This window comes from Citrobacter sp. CK198 (assembly GCF_030333295.1).
GTDB classification, from domain to species: Bacteria; Pseudomonadota; Gammaproteobacteria; order Enterobacterales; family Enterobacteriaceae; genus Citrobacter_B; species Citrobacter_B koseri.
The window spans coordinates 303,490-320,255 of sequence record NZ_JAOWGE010000031.1; the positions used below are offsets into that span (position 1 = coordinate 303,490).

15 protein-coding genes and 1 other RNA gene are annotated in these 16,766 nt (G+C 54.2%); 11 read left to right on the forward strand and 5 right to left on the reverse strand.

The window, feature by feature from the left end; genetic code table 11:
* Window positions 1–16 precede the first annotated feature (16 nt).
* From btuC to selO, 8 genes are all read left to right on the forward strand, one after another.
* On the forward strand, window positions 17–997 hold the full coding sequence (gene btuC, locus OGY62_RS13850) for a vitamin B12 ABC transporter permease BtuC (RefSeq protein ID WP_024130383.1): 981 nt from the start codon (window positions 17–19) through the stop codon (window positions 995–997).
* A 29-nt stretch (window positions 998–1,026) separates the two neighbouring features.
* Complete coding sequence (bla, locus tag OGY62_RS13855) at window positions 1,027–1,905, forward strand: class A beta-lactamase (RefSeq protein WP_286460101.1); 879 nt, start codon at window positions 1,027–1,029, stop codon at window positions 1,903–1,905.
* 47 nt (window positions 1,906–1,952) lie between these two features.
* On the forward strand, window positions 1,953–2,504 hold the full coding sequence (locus OGY62_RS13860; protein WP_024130381.1) for a glutathione peroxidase: 552 nt from the start codon (window positions 1,953–1,955) through the stop codon (window positions 2,502–2,504).
* Window positions 2,504–3,253, forward strand: coding sequence for a vitamin B12 ABC transporter ATP-binding protein BtuD (gene btuD, locus OGY62_RS13865; RefSeq protein WP_286460103.1), 750 nt, complete (start codon window positions 2,504–2,506; stop codon window positions 3,251–3,253). The genes OGY62_RS13860 and btuD overlap by 1 nt, the downstream gene beginning before the upstream one ends.
* A 78-nt stretch (window positions 3,254–3,331) precedes the next feature.
* A complete protein-coding gene (locus OGY62_RS13870) occupies window positions 3,332–3,796 on the forward strand; it encodes a C40 family peptidase (protein WP_012132602.1) in 465 nt (154 codons plus the stop codon).
* Between the two features lie 172 nt (window positions 3,797–3,968).
* Window positions 3,969–4,139 carry a hypothetical protein gene (locus OGY62_RS13875; protein WP_153257548.1) on the forward strand — a complete coding sequence of 57 codons (171 nt, stop codon included), beginning with the start codon at window positions 3,969–3,971 and terminating at the stop codon, window positions 4,137–4,139.
* Entirely contained in the window at window positions 4,136–4,849 is a 714-nt protein-coding gene (locus OGY62_RS13880) for an EAL domain-containing protein (protein ID WP_286460104.1), read from the forward strand. Before OGY62_RS13875 ends, OGY62_RS13880 begins: the two co-directional genes overlap by 4 nt.
* A gap of 61 nt (window positions 4,850–4,910) precedes the next feature.
* On the forward strand, window positions 4,911–6,353 hold the full coding sequence (gene selO, locus OGY62_RS13885) for a protein adenylyltransferase SelO (protein ID WP_275055063.1): 1,443 nt from the start codon (window positions 4,911–4,913) through the stop codon (window positions 6,351–6,353).
* Window positions 6,354–6,356: 3 nt separating this feature from the next.
* Here selO and hemP read toward each other — a convergent pair whose 3' ends face one another.
* The 3 genes from hemP to ppsR form a co-directional block, all read right to left on the reverse strand.
* Window positions 6,357–6,548, reverse strand: a complete 192-nt coding sequence (gene hemP / locus OGY62_RS13890) for a hemin uptake protein HemP (protein WP_012132598.1) — start codon at window positions 6,546–6,548, stop codon at window positions 6,357–6,359.
* A gap of 153 nt (window positions 6,549–6,701) precedes the next feature.
* On the reverse strand, window positions 6,702–7,748 hold the full coding sequence (gene aroH / locus OGY62_RS13895) for a 3-deoxy-7-phosphoheptulonate synthase AroH (RefSeq protein ID WP_012132596.1): 1,047 nt from the start codon (window positions 7,746–7,748) through the stop codon (window positions 6,702–6,704).
* 165 nt (window positions 7,749–7,913) lie between these two features.
* Window positions 7,914–8,747: a posphoenolpyruvate synthetase regulatory kinase/phosphorylase PpsR gene (gene ppsR, locus OGY62_RS13900; protein ID WP_012132595.1), complete on the reverse strand. Its 834-nt coding sequence runs from the start codon at window positions 8,745–8,747 to the stop codon at window positions 7,914–7,916.
* Between the two features lie 335 nt (window positions 8,748–9,082).
* On the opposite strand from ppsR, the gene ppsA reads away from it, so the two are divergent.
* A complete protein-coding gene (gene ppsA / locus OGY62_RS13905; RefSeq protein ID WP_200075351.1) occupies window positions 9,083–11,461 on the forward strand; it encodes a phosphoenolpyruvate synthase in 2,379 nt (792 codons plus the stop codon).
* Between the two features lie 140 nt (window positions 11,462–11,601).
* On the opposite strand, the gene rprA is transcribed toward ppsA, so the two are convergent.
* Window positions 11,602–11,709: antisense sRNA RprA (rprA, locus tag OGY62_RS13910), an RNA gene on the reverse strand.
* A gap of 191 nt (window positions 11,710–11,900) precedes the next feature.
* Window positions 11,901–13,013 carry an AI-2E family transporter YdiK gene (ydiK, locus tag OGY62_RS13915; RefSeq protein ID WP_130028417.1) on the reverse strand — a complete coding sequence of 371 codons (1,113 nt, stop codon included), beginning with the start codon at window positions 13,011–13,013 and terminating at the stop codon, window positions 11,901–11,903.
* 213 nt (window positions 13,014–13,226) lie between these two features.
* Here ydiK and ydiJ point away from each other — a divergent pair, with 213 nt between their 5' ends.
* Complete coding sequence (gene ydiJ, locus OGY62_RS13920; RefSeq protein WP_286460107.1) at window positions 13,227–16,283, forward strand: D-2-hydroxyglutarate dehydrogenase YdiJ; 3,057 nt, start codon at window positions 13,227–13,229, stop codon at window positions 16,281–16,283.
* On the forward strand, window positions 16,280–16,690 hold the full coding sequence (menI, locus tag OGY62_RS13925; protein WP_012132590.1) for a 1,4-dihydroxy-2-naphthoyl-CoA hydrolase: 411 nt from the start codon (window positions 16,280–16,282) through the stop codon (window positions 16,688–16,690). Before ydiJ ends, menI begins: the two co-directional genes overlap by 4 nt.
* The last annotated feature ends 76 nt before the right edge of the window (window positions 16,691–16,766 follow it).

Here is a 16,766-nt window from a genome sequence, read left to right on the forward strand (position 1 = left end):
CAGCTGAATGGAAAACATGCTGACTTTTGCCTGCCAACAACAGCGCCGTAATGTGCGCTGGTTATCCAGTCTGTCGGTGCTTATGCTGCTGGCAGTGGTATTAAGCCTGTGCGCCGGAGATCAGTGGATAGCCCCTGGTGACTGGTTCAGCGCCCGTGGTGAACTGTTTGTCTGGCAGATACGACTCCCTCGCACGCTTGCTGTTCTGCTGGTAGGCGCCGCGCTGGCGCTGTCAGGCGCGGTAATGCAGGCGTTATTTGAAAACCCGCTTGCCGAGCCCGGGTTGCTTGGCGTCTCCAACGGCGCTGGCGTGGGCCTTATTGCCGCGGTGCTACTGGGGCAAGGTCAGTTACCCGGCTGGGCGCTGGGGTTCTGCGCCATTGCCGGCGCGCTTATCATCACACTTATTCTCCTGCGATTTGCCCGTCGACATTTATCAACCAGCCGCCTGCTGCTGGCGGGCGTTGCGCTTGGCATTATTTGCAGCGCGATGATGACGTGGGCCATCTATTTTTCAACCTCCTTCGACCTGCGCCAGTTGATGTACTGGATGATGGGCGGATTCGGCGGGGTGGACTGGCAGCAGGCCTGGCTGATGATTGCCCTGATCCCGGTTTCACTCTGGATTTGCTGCCAGTCGCAGCCGATGAATATTCTGGCGCTGGGCGAAACGTCCGCGCGTCAGCTGGGGCTGCCGCTGTGGTTCTGGCGCAATTTGCTGGTGGTCGCTACGGGCTGGATGGTCGGCGTTAGCGTTGCGCTCGCGGGTTCGATTGGGTTTATCGGCCTGGTGATCCCACATATATTACGGCTTTGCGGTCTGAGCGATCATCGCGCTTTGCTGCCGGGCTGTGCGCTGGCGGGGGCGATAGCTCTGCTGCTGGCGGATGTCATCGCCCGTCTGGCGCTGGCGTCGGCGGAACTGCCTATCGGCGTAGTGACGGCGACGATGGGGGCGCCGGTCTTCATCTGGCTATTATTAAAATCCAGGCGCTAGCCAAAATGAGAAACGAGGAAGTCATTAGTATGTGGCAACGGATGAAATGGGGTCTGTGTGTGCTGGCGGCACTCAGCGGTTCTGCGATGGCCGCACCGCTGACGGCGCAATACGTGTCGGCTATCGCGATGCAGGAAGAACAGCGTCTTCATGCCCGGATTGGCATTGCGGTACTTGATACGGCGACCAACAGTATCACCCATTATCGGGGAGAAGAACGGTTCCCGTTAAACAGTACGCACAAGCCGCTGTTATGCGCAGCGTTATTACGCGAAGTCGACAGGAAGGCGCTGGCGCTTTCTGCTTCAATGCAGTTTGAACCCTCACAACTGGTGGAGTATTCGCCGATTACTGAAAAACATGTGGCGCCAGACGCCATGAGCTGGGCGCAATTGTGCAGCGCGGCGGTAAGCTACAGCGATAACACGGCCGCCAATCTCATCGCCAGGAAGCTCAACGGGCCGCAGGCCGTCACGCAGTTTTTGCGTGATTCGGGGGATACGATAACCCGCCTCGATCGCTATGAGCCCGAACTGAACAGCGCCATTCCCGGTGATGAACGCGACTCCACGACGCCTGTCGCGATAGCGCAGACGCTCAATACGCTACTGCTGGGGAACGTGTTGCAGCCATCCTCAAGAGAGCAGCTTATGCAATGGATGCGGGACGACAAAGTGGCCGACGGTCTGCTGCGTTCGGTCTTGCCGGACGGCTGGAAAATCGCGGATAAAACCGGGGCGGGCGACAACGGCTCGCGTTCTATTGTCAGCGTTGTCTGGCCGACATCACAAAAACCTTTGCTCGTGGTTATCTATATTACACAAACTCCGGCGACAATGGCGCAGCGTGACGCCGCGATTGTCCGTATCGGGGAGTCGCTGTTTTCAACACTCGCAGTCTATGATTAAAAGCTGATATTTGATCACTCACATCCGCCTGTTATATGGGAGACGCTATGCAAGATACCATTCTCAACACTGAAGTGACGACGATCGACGGGGATGTCACCACGCTTGAGAAGTACGCCGGAAACGTACTGCTGGTGGTTAATGTGGCCTCGAAATGTGGCTTAACGCCACAATACGAACAACTGGAGAATATTCAGAAAGCCTGGGCCGACCAGGGCTTTACGGTGTTAGGTTTTCCCTGCAACCAGTTTCTTGGTCAGGAACCTGGCACTGAAGAGGAGATTAAAACCTATTGCAGCACCACCTGGGGCGTCACATTCCCGATGTTCAGCAAGGTTGACGTCAATGGTGAGAACCGCCATCCACTGTATCAGAAGTTGATTGCCGCAGCGCCTGCCGCCGTTGCGCCGGAAGGTAGTGGTTTCTATGAGCGCATGGCGAGTAAAGGCCGCGCGCCGCTTTACCCGGACGATATTTTGTGGAACTTTGAGAAGTTTTTAATCGGCAGGGATGGACAGGTCGTACAGCGTTTCTCACCGGACATGACGCCTGAAGATCCGGGGATGGTGGAAAGTATCAAAATCGCGTTGGCAAAATAATGATCTCGTTGATGCAGTTACAGGATGTTGCCGAAACGACGCGTCTGGGGCCGCTTTCCGGCGACGTTAAGCCTGGCGAGATTCTTCACCTCGTGGGGCCGAATGGGGCAGGGAAAAGTACGCTGCTGGCGCGTATGGCGGGCTTAACCTTCGGGGAAGGCACCGTCATATTCGACGGCGCGTCGCTGGAGGCATGGCCTGCGGCGAAGCTGGCTCAACATCGGGCCTATCTCGCGCAGCAGCAGAATCCCCCATTTTCAATGCCGGTCTGGCATTTCCTGACGCTGCATCAACCTGATAAAACGCAAACGAACCTGCTGAATGACGTTGCGCAGGCGCTTGGGCTGAGCGACAAGCTGGGGCGGAGCGCGAATCAACTCTCCGGCGGCGAGTGGCAGCGTGTACGTCTGGCGGCGGTGATATTGCAAATTCACCCTCACGCTAACCCGCGCGGGCAGCTTCTGCTACTGGATGAGCCGATGAACAGTCTGGACGTTGCGCAACAAAACGCGCTGGATAGGCTGTTGAGCCAGCTATGCAGCCAGGGTATCGCCATCGTGATGAGCAGCCATGACCTTAACCATACTCTGCGCCACGCGCATCGCGCCTGGTTGCTGAAACAGGGGAAATTGATCGCCAGCGGGCGGCGTGACGAGGTGCTGACGCCGCCAAATCTGGCCCGGGCATACGGTATGAACTTCCGTCGGCTGGACGTTGAAGGCCACAGAATGCTCATATCAACCACTTAAGTTAAATGGGTTCTTGAAAAACACATAATTTCCACGCTAAATAGAAGCAAGAATAAAAAGATAGAGGATTCGTCCTGAATGCGCTTTTGGCTTCTTCTTATCGCAGCACTGTTTTTGGCAGGGTGTAGCAGCCATCGTGCGCCAGCACCTAACGCCAGGCTTTCGGATTCCATTATGGTTATCGCGGGCCTGAACGATCAGCTACAGTCCTGGAGAGGTACACCGTATCGCTATGGCGGAATGAGCCGTAGCGGGGTGGACTGCTCGGGATTTGTGTTGATGACGATGCGCGACAAATTTGATTTACAACTGCCGCGTGAAACGCGCCAACAGTCAAAAATTGGTACGGAAATCGACAAAGATGAACTGCTGCCCGGCGACCTGGTCTTTTTTAAAACCGGATCGGGGGAAAGTGGTTTGCACGTCGGCATTTATGATACCAACAATCAATTTATTCATGCGTCTACCAGCCGTGGCGTGATGCGCTCATCGCTCGACAATGTCTACTGGCGGAAAAATTTCTGGCAGGCGAGACGTATTTAATGCTATCGATGGTAAAGCGGATACCCAGCGGCCGCTTCATCATCTATATTTAAGAAATTGATTTCTCATTGTCTGAATGCCAGGGCTATCGTGAGTTATCAGAAATAGTTTTAACCCTACATTTTGCAAAAGTATTTTTAGTCAAAATGATTTATCCGGTGTCTTGCGGAAAATGCAAAACTGGATATTGGTTTATAATCGAGATAAGCTAAAAAAAGGACCCGGTTTACCGGCTAAAAAGGAAAAAATGAAAGCACCTCCAGTCGTATCAGAAATGACATCTTTCTTCGTTCTTTCTTACAGGATGCCGGATTACACCCATGCAGCGGGGCTGGCACAATGATTGTTTCACTGGACAACTTTTATCATTCTCACCTTTATTTTGTTCCTGCCCGAACCGAGAAAGAGAAACTCGTCGGCCTGGAGATTGTTGCAAACTTTGTCACTGAAGACGGTAATGTCCGTATGCCGACGGAGCTGGTCATGCCGCGCCTGTCAGCAGAAGAACAGCGTTGTCTGTTCGAAGAAAAACTCGCATTGCTGGAAACGTGCCAACATTTTTTTATTCAACATAAACTTATTGCCTGGATTAATTTAACGCCAGCCGTCGTCGCATCATTATTATCGGACGGCGAGTTTGTATCCTATGTAAGGCGCTTTCCATTTTTGGAACTGATGATTAATGAGAATTATCCTGAATTAAGTCTTGGGAAAGAGAATCAAATTCTGGCTGAGTTAGCCGGACGATTTCCCCTCATCCTTGCCAATTTTGGCGCTGGCGATACATCGATAAAAGCGATCTTTGATGGTCTCTTCAAACGCGTCGCGCTGGATAAAAACTTTGTCCAGCAAAGATCCGCAAGTCTTTCTTTTGAACCCTTTATGCAGGCTATTATTTCGCAGATATCACCGTGCTGTGATTCGATAATGATTGCGGGTATTGATACTGAAGAGATGCTGGCGCGGATATCATCAATGGGATTTAGCGCGCTGCAAGGATGTTTATGGCCTGCCGTGCCAGCGAGCCAGGTTACGACGCTGGTTCAGGGATAACCTTTTTATTTGCTGGTGTTTAAGCGGGTATTAACCGTCTACACTACAGGCAGGAGGCTCTATGACCCTGTCTTTTACATCCCGCTGGCGTGACGAACTGCCAGCCACATATACAGCACTTTCTCCAACTCCTCTGAGTCATGCCCGCCTGATTTGGCATAACGATGCGCTGGCGCAGCAGCTGGCGATACCACCTTCGTTGTTTGATATGGAAAACGGCGCAGGCGTGTGGGGCGGCGAGTCATTACTGCCCGGCATGTCGCCTCTGGCTCAGGTTTATAGCGGCCATCAGTTTGGCGTCTGGGCCGGCCAGCTCGGTGATGGACGCGGTATTCTGTTAGGCGAACAACTGCTGGCGGACGGCAGTACGCTTGACTGGCACCTGAAAGGCGCCGGACTAACGCCATACTCCCGCATGGGCGACGGGCGAGCAGTGCTGCGCTCAACGATCCGTGAAAGTCTGGCCAGCGAGGCGATGCACTATCTTGGCATCCCCACAACGCGGGCGCTGTCTATCGTCACCAGCGACACGCCTGTTTACAGGGAAACGGTTGAATCCGGCGCGATGCTCATGCGTCTGGCGCAGAGCCATATGCGTTTCGGTCATTTCGAACATTTTTACTATCGGCGTGAGCCGGATAAAGTCCGTCAGCTGGCCGATTTTGCAATTCGCCATTACTGGCCGCAATTTCAGGCGGAAGAGGACAAGTATGCGCTCTGGTTCCGGGACGTTGTGGCGCGCACGGCGAGGTTGATTGCTGACTGGCAAACGGTAGGTTTTGCGCATGGCGTGATGAACACCGATAACATGTCTGTACTGGGGCTGACGATAGATTATGGTCCTTTCGGTTTCCTGGATGATTATCAGCCAGGGTTTATCTGTAACCACTCCGATCACCAGGGGCGCTATAGCTTCGATAATCAACCGGCTGTCGGATTGTGGAATCTGCAACGCCTGGCGCAAACCCTGTCGCCGTTTATGCCGGTCGATACGCTGAATGATGCGCTGGATGGCTATCAGCTGGCGCTGCTCACGCGCTACGGGCAGCGCATGCGGCAAAAACTGGGCTTCTTTACCGAACAAAAAGAGGACAACGCGCTTCTCAACGAGCTTTTCGCCCTGATGGCGCGCGAAGGCAGCGATTATAGCCGAACGTTCCGTATGTTGAGTCAGACTGAGCAACAGAGCGCGGCATCGCCGCTGCGTGACGAATTTATCGATCGCGCGGCCTTTGACGGGTGGTTCAGCCGTTACCGGGCACGTTTACAGCAGGAGCAGGTGGATGACGCAACGCGTCAACAGCACATGCAGCGCGTGAATCCTGCGGTGGTGCTGCGCAACTGGCTGGCGCAACGCGCGATAGCCAGCGCTGAGCAGGGGGATATGGGCGAATTACATCAACTGCATCAGGTTCTGCGCGACCCCTTTACCGACAGAGATGACGATTATGTCAACCGTCCGCCGGACTGGGGTAAACGGCTGGAAGTCAGTTGCTCAAGCTGATTGCTACTTGGTCAACAGTAACTTACCTGCCTGCGTCTTGCGCAGCAGGTATTCCTGGCCGTCATGATCGATGATGACTTTGCCTTCAGGGCCTAACAATGTCTGGCTGCTGATACGCCGCTCGGCAGCAGGGGAAGGGGGCACGCTGTCTCTTTCCTTAAAATGAAGTAACTCAATGTCGTCCATAAGTGGCATATCGCTAATTAATAATAATCAGTTTAACAATGATTATTATTATCAATATTGTGTATGGCGACAGCAAGTGTTAATTCTGGTAGCAAATCAGGCGAGTGGGGAATGCGTGGAGGGGAAAGAAGCGCGCCCATCCCCGCGAGGATGGGCATGATGTCAAAAACGACTATCAACCGCTGAGGCAAGTTTTTCTAACAGTAATTCAGTATCTTCCCAGTTCAGGCAAGGGTCGGTAATGGACTGACCGTATACCAGCGGCTGACCGCTGACGATTTTCTGCGTACCTTCACGCAGGAAACTTTCGGCCATGATCCCGGCAATTGCGGTAGAACCGTTACGGATTTGCTGGCAGATATCATCACAAACTTCTAACTGGCGGCGATGCTGCTTCTGGCAGTTACCGTGACTGAAGTCCACCACCAGGTGTTCCGGCAGACCAAACTCATGCAGCGTATCGCAGGCGGCAGCGATGTCTTCCGCGTGGTAATTCGGTTTTTTACCGCCGCGCATGATGATATGGCCGTACGGATTCCCGCTGGTCTGATAAATCGTCATCTGGCCAGTTTTATCCGGCGAGAGGAACATATGGCTGGCGCGCGACGCGCGAATCGCATCAACGGCGATGCGCGTGTTGCCATCTGTCCCGTTTTTAAACCCAACCGGGCAGGAGAGCGCGGAAGCCATTTCACGGTGAATCTGGCTTTCCGTCGTGCGCGCGCCAATGGCGCCCCAGCTGATCAAATCGGCAATAAACTGGCCGGTGACCATGTCGAGAAATTCGGTGGCGGTGGGGACTCCCAGCTCATTGACCTGCAACAGCAGCTTGCGCGCCAGTTCGAGGCCATGATTTACGCGGTAACTGCCATTTAAATCGGGATCGGAGATGAGGCCTTTCCAGCCCACAACCGTGCGCGGTTTTTCAAAATAGGTGCGCATAACGATTTCCAGACGCGCCTGATGCGTGTTGCGCAACGTTTGCAAGCGCGTTGCGTATTCCATCGCAGCGTCCAGATCGTGAATCGAGCAGGGGCCGATGATCACCAGCAGGCGGCGATCTTCACCATTTAATATTTTTTCAATCCGGCGTCGGGAGTCAGTAACGTGGCTGGCGACGGAGGATGATACAGGATGACGTAGCGCTAGCTCAGCAGGGGTGACCAGGCTGTCAATACGCGCGGTACGCAGTTCGTCGGTTCTGTTCATTACAAGTCTCAGAAATTTGTTGCTTCAACGGCAGGACTACCGGGAAGTGATGGGCATCACAATAACACACTTCAACCTTCACCTGCTGATTTCAAATGCGAGGCGTTTCACACCTCGCAAGCAGAGCGGCATGATAGCAAAAAAATGAACTCTTGCACTAGTTTGTTAGTACATTCGACGATTCAGCCCCATGATGTCGAGAATCTTGGTGGCAATTTCTTCTACCGAATAGTTAGTACTGTTCAGGCAAGGGATCTGATTTTTACGATAGAGCGCTTCAACTTCCGCAACCTCCATCCGGCACTGGCGTAGCGATGCGTAGCGGCTGTTTTCACGGCGTTCCTCGCGGATTGCCGCCAGACGTTCCGGGTCAATGGTCAGGCCAAAAAGCTTATGCTGTAGCGGTTTAAGCGACGTGGGCAACACCAGGTTATCCATATCGTCAGCAATAAAGGGGTAGTTCGCCGCCCGGATGCCAAACTGCATCGCCAGATAGAGGCTGGTCGGCGTTTTTCCGCAGCGTGAAACCCCCAGCAGGATCACCTGCGCCTGATCCAGATTGCGCAAGGAGATCCCATCGTCGTGCGCAAGGGTATAGTCGATTGCCGCGATACGCGCGTCATACTTGTTGAGGTTGCCGGGGTTAAGCCCGTGGGTGCGATGCGCGATTGGCGTTGGGTCGAGCTTCATTTCCTGCTGTAGCGGCGCCACCAGCGCCTGCACGATGTCCTGACAGAACCCTTCGCTTTGTAAGATGATGGCGCGAATTTCCGGCAGAACAATCGAATAGAACACCAGCGGACGCACGCCGGTTTGCTGATAAATCGCGTCGATCTGATCTTTCACGGCTCTGGCGCGACTCTCGTTTTCAACGAACGGCAGCGTAATGCTGCTGATGGTCACAGGGAATTGCGACATCACCGCGTGACCCAAAACCTCGGCGGTGATGGCCGTACCATCGGAAATATAAAAAACATGGCGATCAACAACATTATCCATTTTGTTTATCCTGAGGAGCAAACATAATTATCTGAAAGCATAAATTAAAATTTGCCAGAAGCGTATATCACGATGCTTATTTTATAAAATGAAACGCTATTTTTATATTAAGTGAAAAGTGCATTTCATTTTTCGGAACTTATGTTTATACCGACAGTTTTTGGGGAGATCGCCCGTCGCCCGCGGGTTTGCGCAAATGCGTAAACAATCTGAAAAAATAAAAAATAAATCTGCTTGAACGATTCACCGTTTTTTTCAGGGGTTTAAATATGCAAAGATAAATACGCAATAATGTAGTTTCTAAACTCGTTCATTTATCACAAAAGGATTGTTCGATGTCCAACAATGGCTCGTCACCGCTGGTGCTTTGGTATAACCAACTCGGCATGAATGATGTAGACAGCGTTGGGGGCAAAAATGCCTCCCTGGGTGAAATGATTACTAACCTTTCCGGTATGGGTGTTTCCGTACCGAATGGTTTTGCAACGACCGCCGATGCGTTTAACCAGTTTCTGGATCAAAGCGGCGTAAACCAGCGTATTTATGAACTGCTGGATCAAACGGATATTGACGATGTCACCGCGCTGGCGAAGGCCGGCGCGCAGATCCGCCAGTGGATTATCGACACTCCTTTCCAGCCAGAGCTGGAAAACGCTATTCGCGATGCCTATGCACAGCTCTCTGCGGATGATGCGCAGGCGTCTTTCGCCGTGCGCTCGTCCGCAACGGCTGAAGACATGCCGGATGCCTCTTTCGCCGGCCAGCAGGAAACCTTCCTCAACGTGCAGGGTTTCGATGCGGTGCTGGTGGCGGTGAAACATGTTTTTGCCTCGCTGTTTAATGACCGCGCTATCTCTTATCGCGTTCACCAGGGGTATGACCATCGCGGCGTCGCGCTCTCCGCTGGCGTACAGCGGATGGTGCGCTCCGACCTGGCTTCGTCCGGGGTTATGTTCTCTATTGATACCGAGTCCGGTTTCGATCAGGTGGTGTTTATCACTTCAGCCTGGGGTCTGGGCGAGATGGTGGTGCAGGGCGCAGTCAACCCGGATGAATTCTATGTGCATAAACCGACGCTGGCGGCGAATCGCCCGGCGATCGTTCGTCGCACGATGGGGTCGAAAAAAATCCGAATGGTTTACGCGCCAACCCAGGAGCACGGCAAGCAGGTCAAAATTGAAGATGTGCCGCAGGAACAGCGCGACATCTTCTCGCTGACCAACGAAGAAGTGCAGGAACTGGCGAAACAGGCCGTACAGATTGAGAAACACTACGGTCGCCCGATGGATATCGAATGGGCGAAAGACGGCCATACCGGCAAACTGTTTATTGTACAGGCTCGCCCGGAAACCGTCCGTTCTCGTGGTCAGGTAATGGAGCGCTACACGCTGCATGCGCAGGGGAAAGTGGTCGCGGAAGGCCGCGCCATCGGACATCGCATTGGCGCGGGGGCGGTTAAAGTCATCCACGACATTAGCGAAATGAACCGTATCCAGCCTGGCGACGTGCTGGTGACTGACATGACCGACCCGGACTGGGAACCGATCATGAAGAAAGCGGCGGCCATCGTGACCAACCGTGGCGGTCGTACCTGCCACGCGGCCATTATTGCCCGTGAGCTGGGGATTCCGGCGGTTGTCGGCTGCGGCGATGCGACGGAACGCATGAAGGATGATGAAAACGTCACCGTTTCTTGCGCCGAAGGCGATACCGGCTATGTCTATGCAGACCTGCTCGACTTCAGCGTCAAAAGTTCAAGCGTGGACACCATGCCCGATCTGCCGTTGAAAGTCATGATGAACGTTGGTAACCCGGATCGCGCCTTTGACTTCGCCTGCCTGCCGAATGAAGGCGTTGGCCTGGCGCGTCTCGAATTTATTATCAACCGAATGATTGGCGTGCATCCTCGCGCACTGCTGGAATTTGATGACCAGGATGCGAAACTACAAAACGAAATCCGCGAGATGATGAAAGGCTTCGATTCACCGCGTGAGTTCTATGTCGGTCGTCTGACAGAGGGCATTGCGACGTTGGGCGCGGCATTTTATCCGAAACGCGTTATCGTGCGCCTGTCGGATTTCAAATCGAATGAATACGCCAACCTGGTGGGCGGCGAGCGTTACGAACCCGATGAAGAGAACCCGATGCTGGGCTTCCGTGGCGCCGGTCGCTATGTCTCCGACAGCTTCCGCGATTGCTTCGCGCTGGAATGTGAAGCGGTGAAACGCGTGCGCAACGATATGGGACTGACCAACGTGGAGATCATGATCCCGTTCGTACGTACCGTTGAGCAGGCGAAAGCGGTAGTTGACGAGCTGGCGCGTCAGGGGCTGAAGCGGGGTGAGAACGGGCTGAAGATCATCATGATGTGTGAGATTCCGTCCAATGCCCTGCTGGCTGAACAATTCCTGGAGCACTTTGACGGCTTCTCGATTGGTTCTAACGACATGACGCAGCTGGCGCTGGGTCTGGATCGCGACTCCGGCGTGGTTTCTGAACTGTTCGATGAGCGTAACGAGGCGGTGAAAGCGCTGCTGTCGATGGCGATCCGCGCGGCGAAGAAACAAGGCAAGTATGTCGGCATCTGTGGTCAGGGGCCGTCCGATCACGAGGACTTCGCCGCCTGGCTGATGGAAGAGGGAATCGACAGCCTGTCGCTGAACCCGGACACCGTCGTACAGACCTGGTTGAGTCTGGCTGAACTGAAAAAATAAGCGTCAGCGCTGATTCTAATCCGCAACGGCTCCCGTAAAAAGGAGCCGTTTTTTTTGCGATACGCGCTATCACACCCGACGTTATGCGTGGGCATATCAGAATTGTTGGCGGTGGAGAAAAGGTGTGTGAGGGCAGGCACTTAAAAAAAGGCCCATCGTGGGAGATGGGCAAAGACTACACACAGCAATTCGTTGTTTCACTCAGGGGATTTCCATGCTTATAAATCAAGGCGTTGATTTATAACCGTGCCCTAATAGTAGGCGTGGAGATTTTTTGCGTCGATCAGATTCGTCCCAATAGTTTAAAAACTATGAAGAATTTGCGACGTAAATGAATTACGTAAGGAGGATTACGCCATAAGGCAGGTTGGTCAGGATGCTAATTGATGAGCAATGCTAAAGTATCGGCCGACCGAACGCGTCGATCGGCCGATGGGGTTTATTTATGGCTGTCCTCAATCTCCCCCAGTTCTTCAAGGAGTTCGTCAGGGGCGTTTCCCGGCGCGGGCACTTCATGCACCCATGCGGAGAACAGACGCCAGGAAACCGCCAGCAATACCGGACCGATAAACAGACCGATCATTCCAAAGGCAATCAGCCCGCCGATAACGCCAGAGAGAATCAGGATCAGCGGCAGGTCAGCGCCCATACGAATCAATACCGGGCGAATCACGTTATCCAGCGTACCGACCACGCAGCTCCACACCAGCAGCACCGTGCCCCAGGTCGTATCGCCCGTCCAGTACAGCCAAATGATTGCCGGGATTAACACCGGTAACGGCCCCAGTTGCACCAGGCAGGAGAGGATCATGACGACCGTCAGCAGCGTTGCGTAAGGCACGCCGGAAATGGCGAGGCCAATCCCGCCGAGAATTGCCTGAACCAGCGCGGTGACAACCACACCCAATGCAACGGCGCGGATGGCCTGAGCCGCCAGCAGCACGGCGGCATCGCCGCGTTTCGCGGCCAGACGACTGGCAAAGTGGCGGATGCCCAATGCCACCTGTTCGCCGCGCCAGTACAGCAGGGCGCTGAACAGCAGCATCAGACCACAGTGCATCATAAAGCGACCGATATGCGCGGCCTGACCCACAAACCAGGTCGTGGTGGTGCCAATATAAGGACGCACTTTCGCCATGATCGCCGTGCCGCCCATATCCAGCAGGTTATGCCACCCGGCATACAATTTGGCGCCAATCAGCGGAATACTGTTTAACCAGGCCAGGTCGGGCAATGTCATGTCGCCGGCGGTGACGGCGTGGATGAGCGGGCCGCTACCGTCCACGATGCTGTTGACCAGCAGGGCGATGGGAATAATGAACAGCAGAACCAACAACAGCGTCATAACCAGAACGGCCAGAGAACGGCGGCCCCAGAGTATTTTCTGTAAACGTAACAAAACGGGCCAGGTCGCAATAACGATCGTTCCCGCCCATGCAAAACCAAGGACAAAGGGACGCACAATCCACAAGCAGGCCACGATCATGATGGCTAAAAACAGCACCGACAGCAGCACTTGCGCGATATCCCTGGGCTGACGAAGATTTACCATAAATACCTTTTCACCTTTTCTGTGCGTCAGAACGTTGACGCGACGCGAACACGCGAACCTTACCCCATAATGATGAGCAATTTCAGCGGTTTTTAACAGGCGGATTCTGCCTGTAATTCTGCTGGGCGTGTAAGAAAAAAATGTGATACAACAAACAGAGCAACACGCAAACGATTAAATTCACAATACAGACCGCAGGAAAGGGTCACTATAATGATTCCACAGATTTCTCAGGCACCTGGCGTCGTTCAGCTGGTGCTCAATTTTTTGCAGGCGCTGGAGCAGCAAGGGTTTACCGGCGATACGGCAACGAATTACGCCGATCGTCTGACAATGTCGACAGATAACAGTATCTATCAGCTTCTTCCTGATGCTGTGGTTTTCCCGCGTTCAACGGCGGATGTGGCGCTTATCGCCCGTCTGGCGGCAGAGTCGCGCTTCGCCTCATTGATTTTTACCCCGCGCGGCGGTGGCACCGGCACCAATGGTCAGGCGCTGAACCAGGGCATTATCGTTGATATGTCCCGCTATATGAGCCGCATTATTGAAATTAACCCGGAAGAGGGCTGGGTGCGGGTCGAAGCCGGGGTGATCAAAGATCAACTCAATCAGTATCTGAAGCCGTATGGCTACTTCTTTGCCCCGGAGCTTTCGACCAGCAACCGTGCGACCCTCGGGGGCATGATCAATACCGATGCGTCCGGTCAGGGGTCGTTAGTTTACGGTAAGACATCCGATCATGTGCTGGGCGTTCGCGCGGTATTGCTGGGGGGCGATATTCTGGATACCCAGGCAATGCCGGTCGAACTTGCGGAAACGCTCGGTAAAAGCAACACCGCGATCGGTCGCATCTATAACACCGTATACCAGCGTTGTCGGGAAAACCGACAGCTGATTATTGATAAGTTTCCCAGACTCAACCGCTTCTTAACGGGCTACGACTTACGCCATGTCTTTAACGATGATATGACGGAGTTTGACTTAACGCGCGTGCTGACCGGTTCTGAAGGCACGCTGGCGTTTATCACGGAAGCGCGTCTGGATATTACTCCACTGCCTAAAGTTCGCCGTCTGGTGAACGTCAAATATGACTCTTTTGATTCCGCGTTGCGTAACGCGCCCTTTATGGTCGAGGCGCGGGCGCTCTCGGTGGAAACCGTCGATTCTAAAGTGCTTAATCTGGCGAGGGAGGACATCGTCTGGCATTCCGTCAGTGAGCTGATTACTGATGTGCCTGATAAAGAGATGCTGGGCCTGAACATCGTCGAGTTCGCCGGGGATGACGAAGCGGCTATTGATGCTCAGGTGAGCGCCTTGTGCCAGCGTCTGGATGAGCTGATTGCTCGCCAGGAAGCCGGAGTGATCGGCTGGCAGCTGTGCGCGGAGCTGGCGGGCGTGGAGCGTATCTATGCCATGCGGAAAAAAGCGGTTGGTCTGTTGGGTAATGCCAAAGGCGCGGCCAAACCGATTCCGTTTGCGGAAGATACCTGTGTGCCGCCGGAACATCTGGCCGACTATATTGCTGAATTCCGCGCGCTGCTCGACGGTCATGGCTTAAGTTATGGCATGTTCGGGCATGTTGATGCCGGGGTGCTGCACGTCAGACCCGCGCTGGATATGTGCGATCCGCAACAGGAAATTCTGATGAAGAGTCTTTCCGATGATGTGGTGGCGCTCACCGCGAAATATGGCGGTCTGCTGTGGGGCGAGCACGGTAAAGGTTTTCGCGCTGAATATAGCCCGGCGTTTTTTGGCGAGCAGCTTTATGGCGAACTACGCAAAGTGAAGGCGGCGTTCGACCCGCAAAACCGCCTGAACCCCGGAAAAATTTGTCCGCCGGAAGGCATTGATGCGCCGATGATGAAGGTCGATGCGGTGAAACGCGGTACCTACGATCGGCAGATTCCACTGGCGGTGCGTCAGGTCTGGCGCGGGGCGATGGAGTGTAACGGCAATGGCCTGTGCTTCAACTTTGACGCCAAAAGTCCGATGTGCCCGTCAATGAAAATCAGCCTGAATCGCATTCACTCTCCCAAAGGGCGTGCGACGCTGGTGCGTGAATGGTTGCGCCTGCTGGCCGACCGTGGGGTTGATCCGCTACAGCTGGAAAAAGATCTGCCGGAAAAACGCGCCAGTCTGCGGACGTTAATTGCCCGTACCCGCAACAGCTGGCACGCTCGTAAAGGCGAATATGATTTCTCCCATGAGGTGAAGGAGGCGATGTCGGGTTGCCTGGCGTGCAAAGCCTGCTCGACACAATGTCCGATTAAAATAGACGTGCCGGAGTTCCGCTCACGCTTCCTGGCGCTTTACCACACGCGCTACCTGCGTCCGCTGCGCGATCATATGGTGGCGACGGTCGAAAGCTATGCACCATTAATGGCGCGGGCGCCGAAAACCTTTAACTTCTTTCTCAATCAGCCGTTGGTGCGAAACCTCGCGAAGAAACATATCGGCATGGTGGATTTGCCGCTACTTTCGACGCCGTCGCTGCAACAGCAAATGGTCGGGCACCGTTCCGCCAATATGACGCTGGAACAGCTTGAACTCCTGAGCCAGGAGCAAAAAGAGCGTACGGTGCTGGTGGTGCAGGACCCGTTTACCAGTTACTACGATGCGCAGGTGGTGGCGGATTTTATCCGGCTGGTGGAAAAGCTCGGTATTCAACCTGTATTGCTGCCGTTCTCGCCAAATGGCAAGGCCCAGCACATCAAAGGGTTCCTTAACCGATTTGCGAAGACGGCGAAGAAAACGGCCGAATTTCTCAATCGGGTGGCGCAGTTGCGTATCCCGATGGTCGGTGTCGACCCGGCGCTGGTGCTTTGCTATCGTGATGAATACAAACAAACCCTCGGCGAACAGCGTGGTGATTTCCACGTACAGATGGTGAATGAGTGGCTGCCGACGGTGCTGGCGTCCCGACAGCCTCTTGCCGTGAGCGGTGAGCCCTGGTATTTCTTTGGGCATTGTACCGAAGTGACGGCATTGCCTGGCGCACCGGCGCAGTGGGCGGCCATTTTTGCGCGCTTAGGGGCGAAGCTGGAGAGCGTCAGCGTAGGCTGCTGCGGCATGGCGGGTACTTACGGCCATGAAGTGAAAAATCATGAAAATTCGCTGGGGATCTATGCGCTGTCGTGGCAACAGGCGATGGCGCGACTGCCGCGCAATCGCTGCCTGGCGACCGGTTACTCTTGCCGCAGCCAGGTAAAACGCGTTGAAGGCACCGGGGTTCGCCATCCATTACAGGCACTACTGGAGATTATTGGATGATCTGGAAACGTAAAGTCACGCTCGAAGCGCTGAACGCTCTGGGCGAAGGGAACATGGTGGGGCTACTGGATATTCGCTTTGAGCATATTAGCGACGATACGCTGGAAGCAACGATGCCGGTGGATAGCCGTACAAAGCAACCTTTTGGTCTGCTACACGGCGGCGCGTCCGTTGTGCTGGCTGAAAGTATCGGCTCGGTTGCGGGCTATCTGTGCACGCAGGGCGAACAGAAAGTCGTGGGGCTGGAGGTGAATGCCAACCACGTTCGCTCAGCGCGCGAAGGGCGCGTCAGAGGGGTGTGCAAAGCGCTGCATACCGGCTCTCGTCATCAGGTCTGGCAGATCGATATTTTTGATGAGCAGGGACGGCTGTGCTGTTCTTCACGTCTGACAACTGCTGTTGTGTGACGTTGTCACAAAATATCTTTATCGCAGACTGCTTTTGGTCAAAATGTGTGCAGAAAAAAGTGTTATACTGTGCACG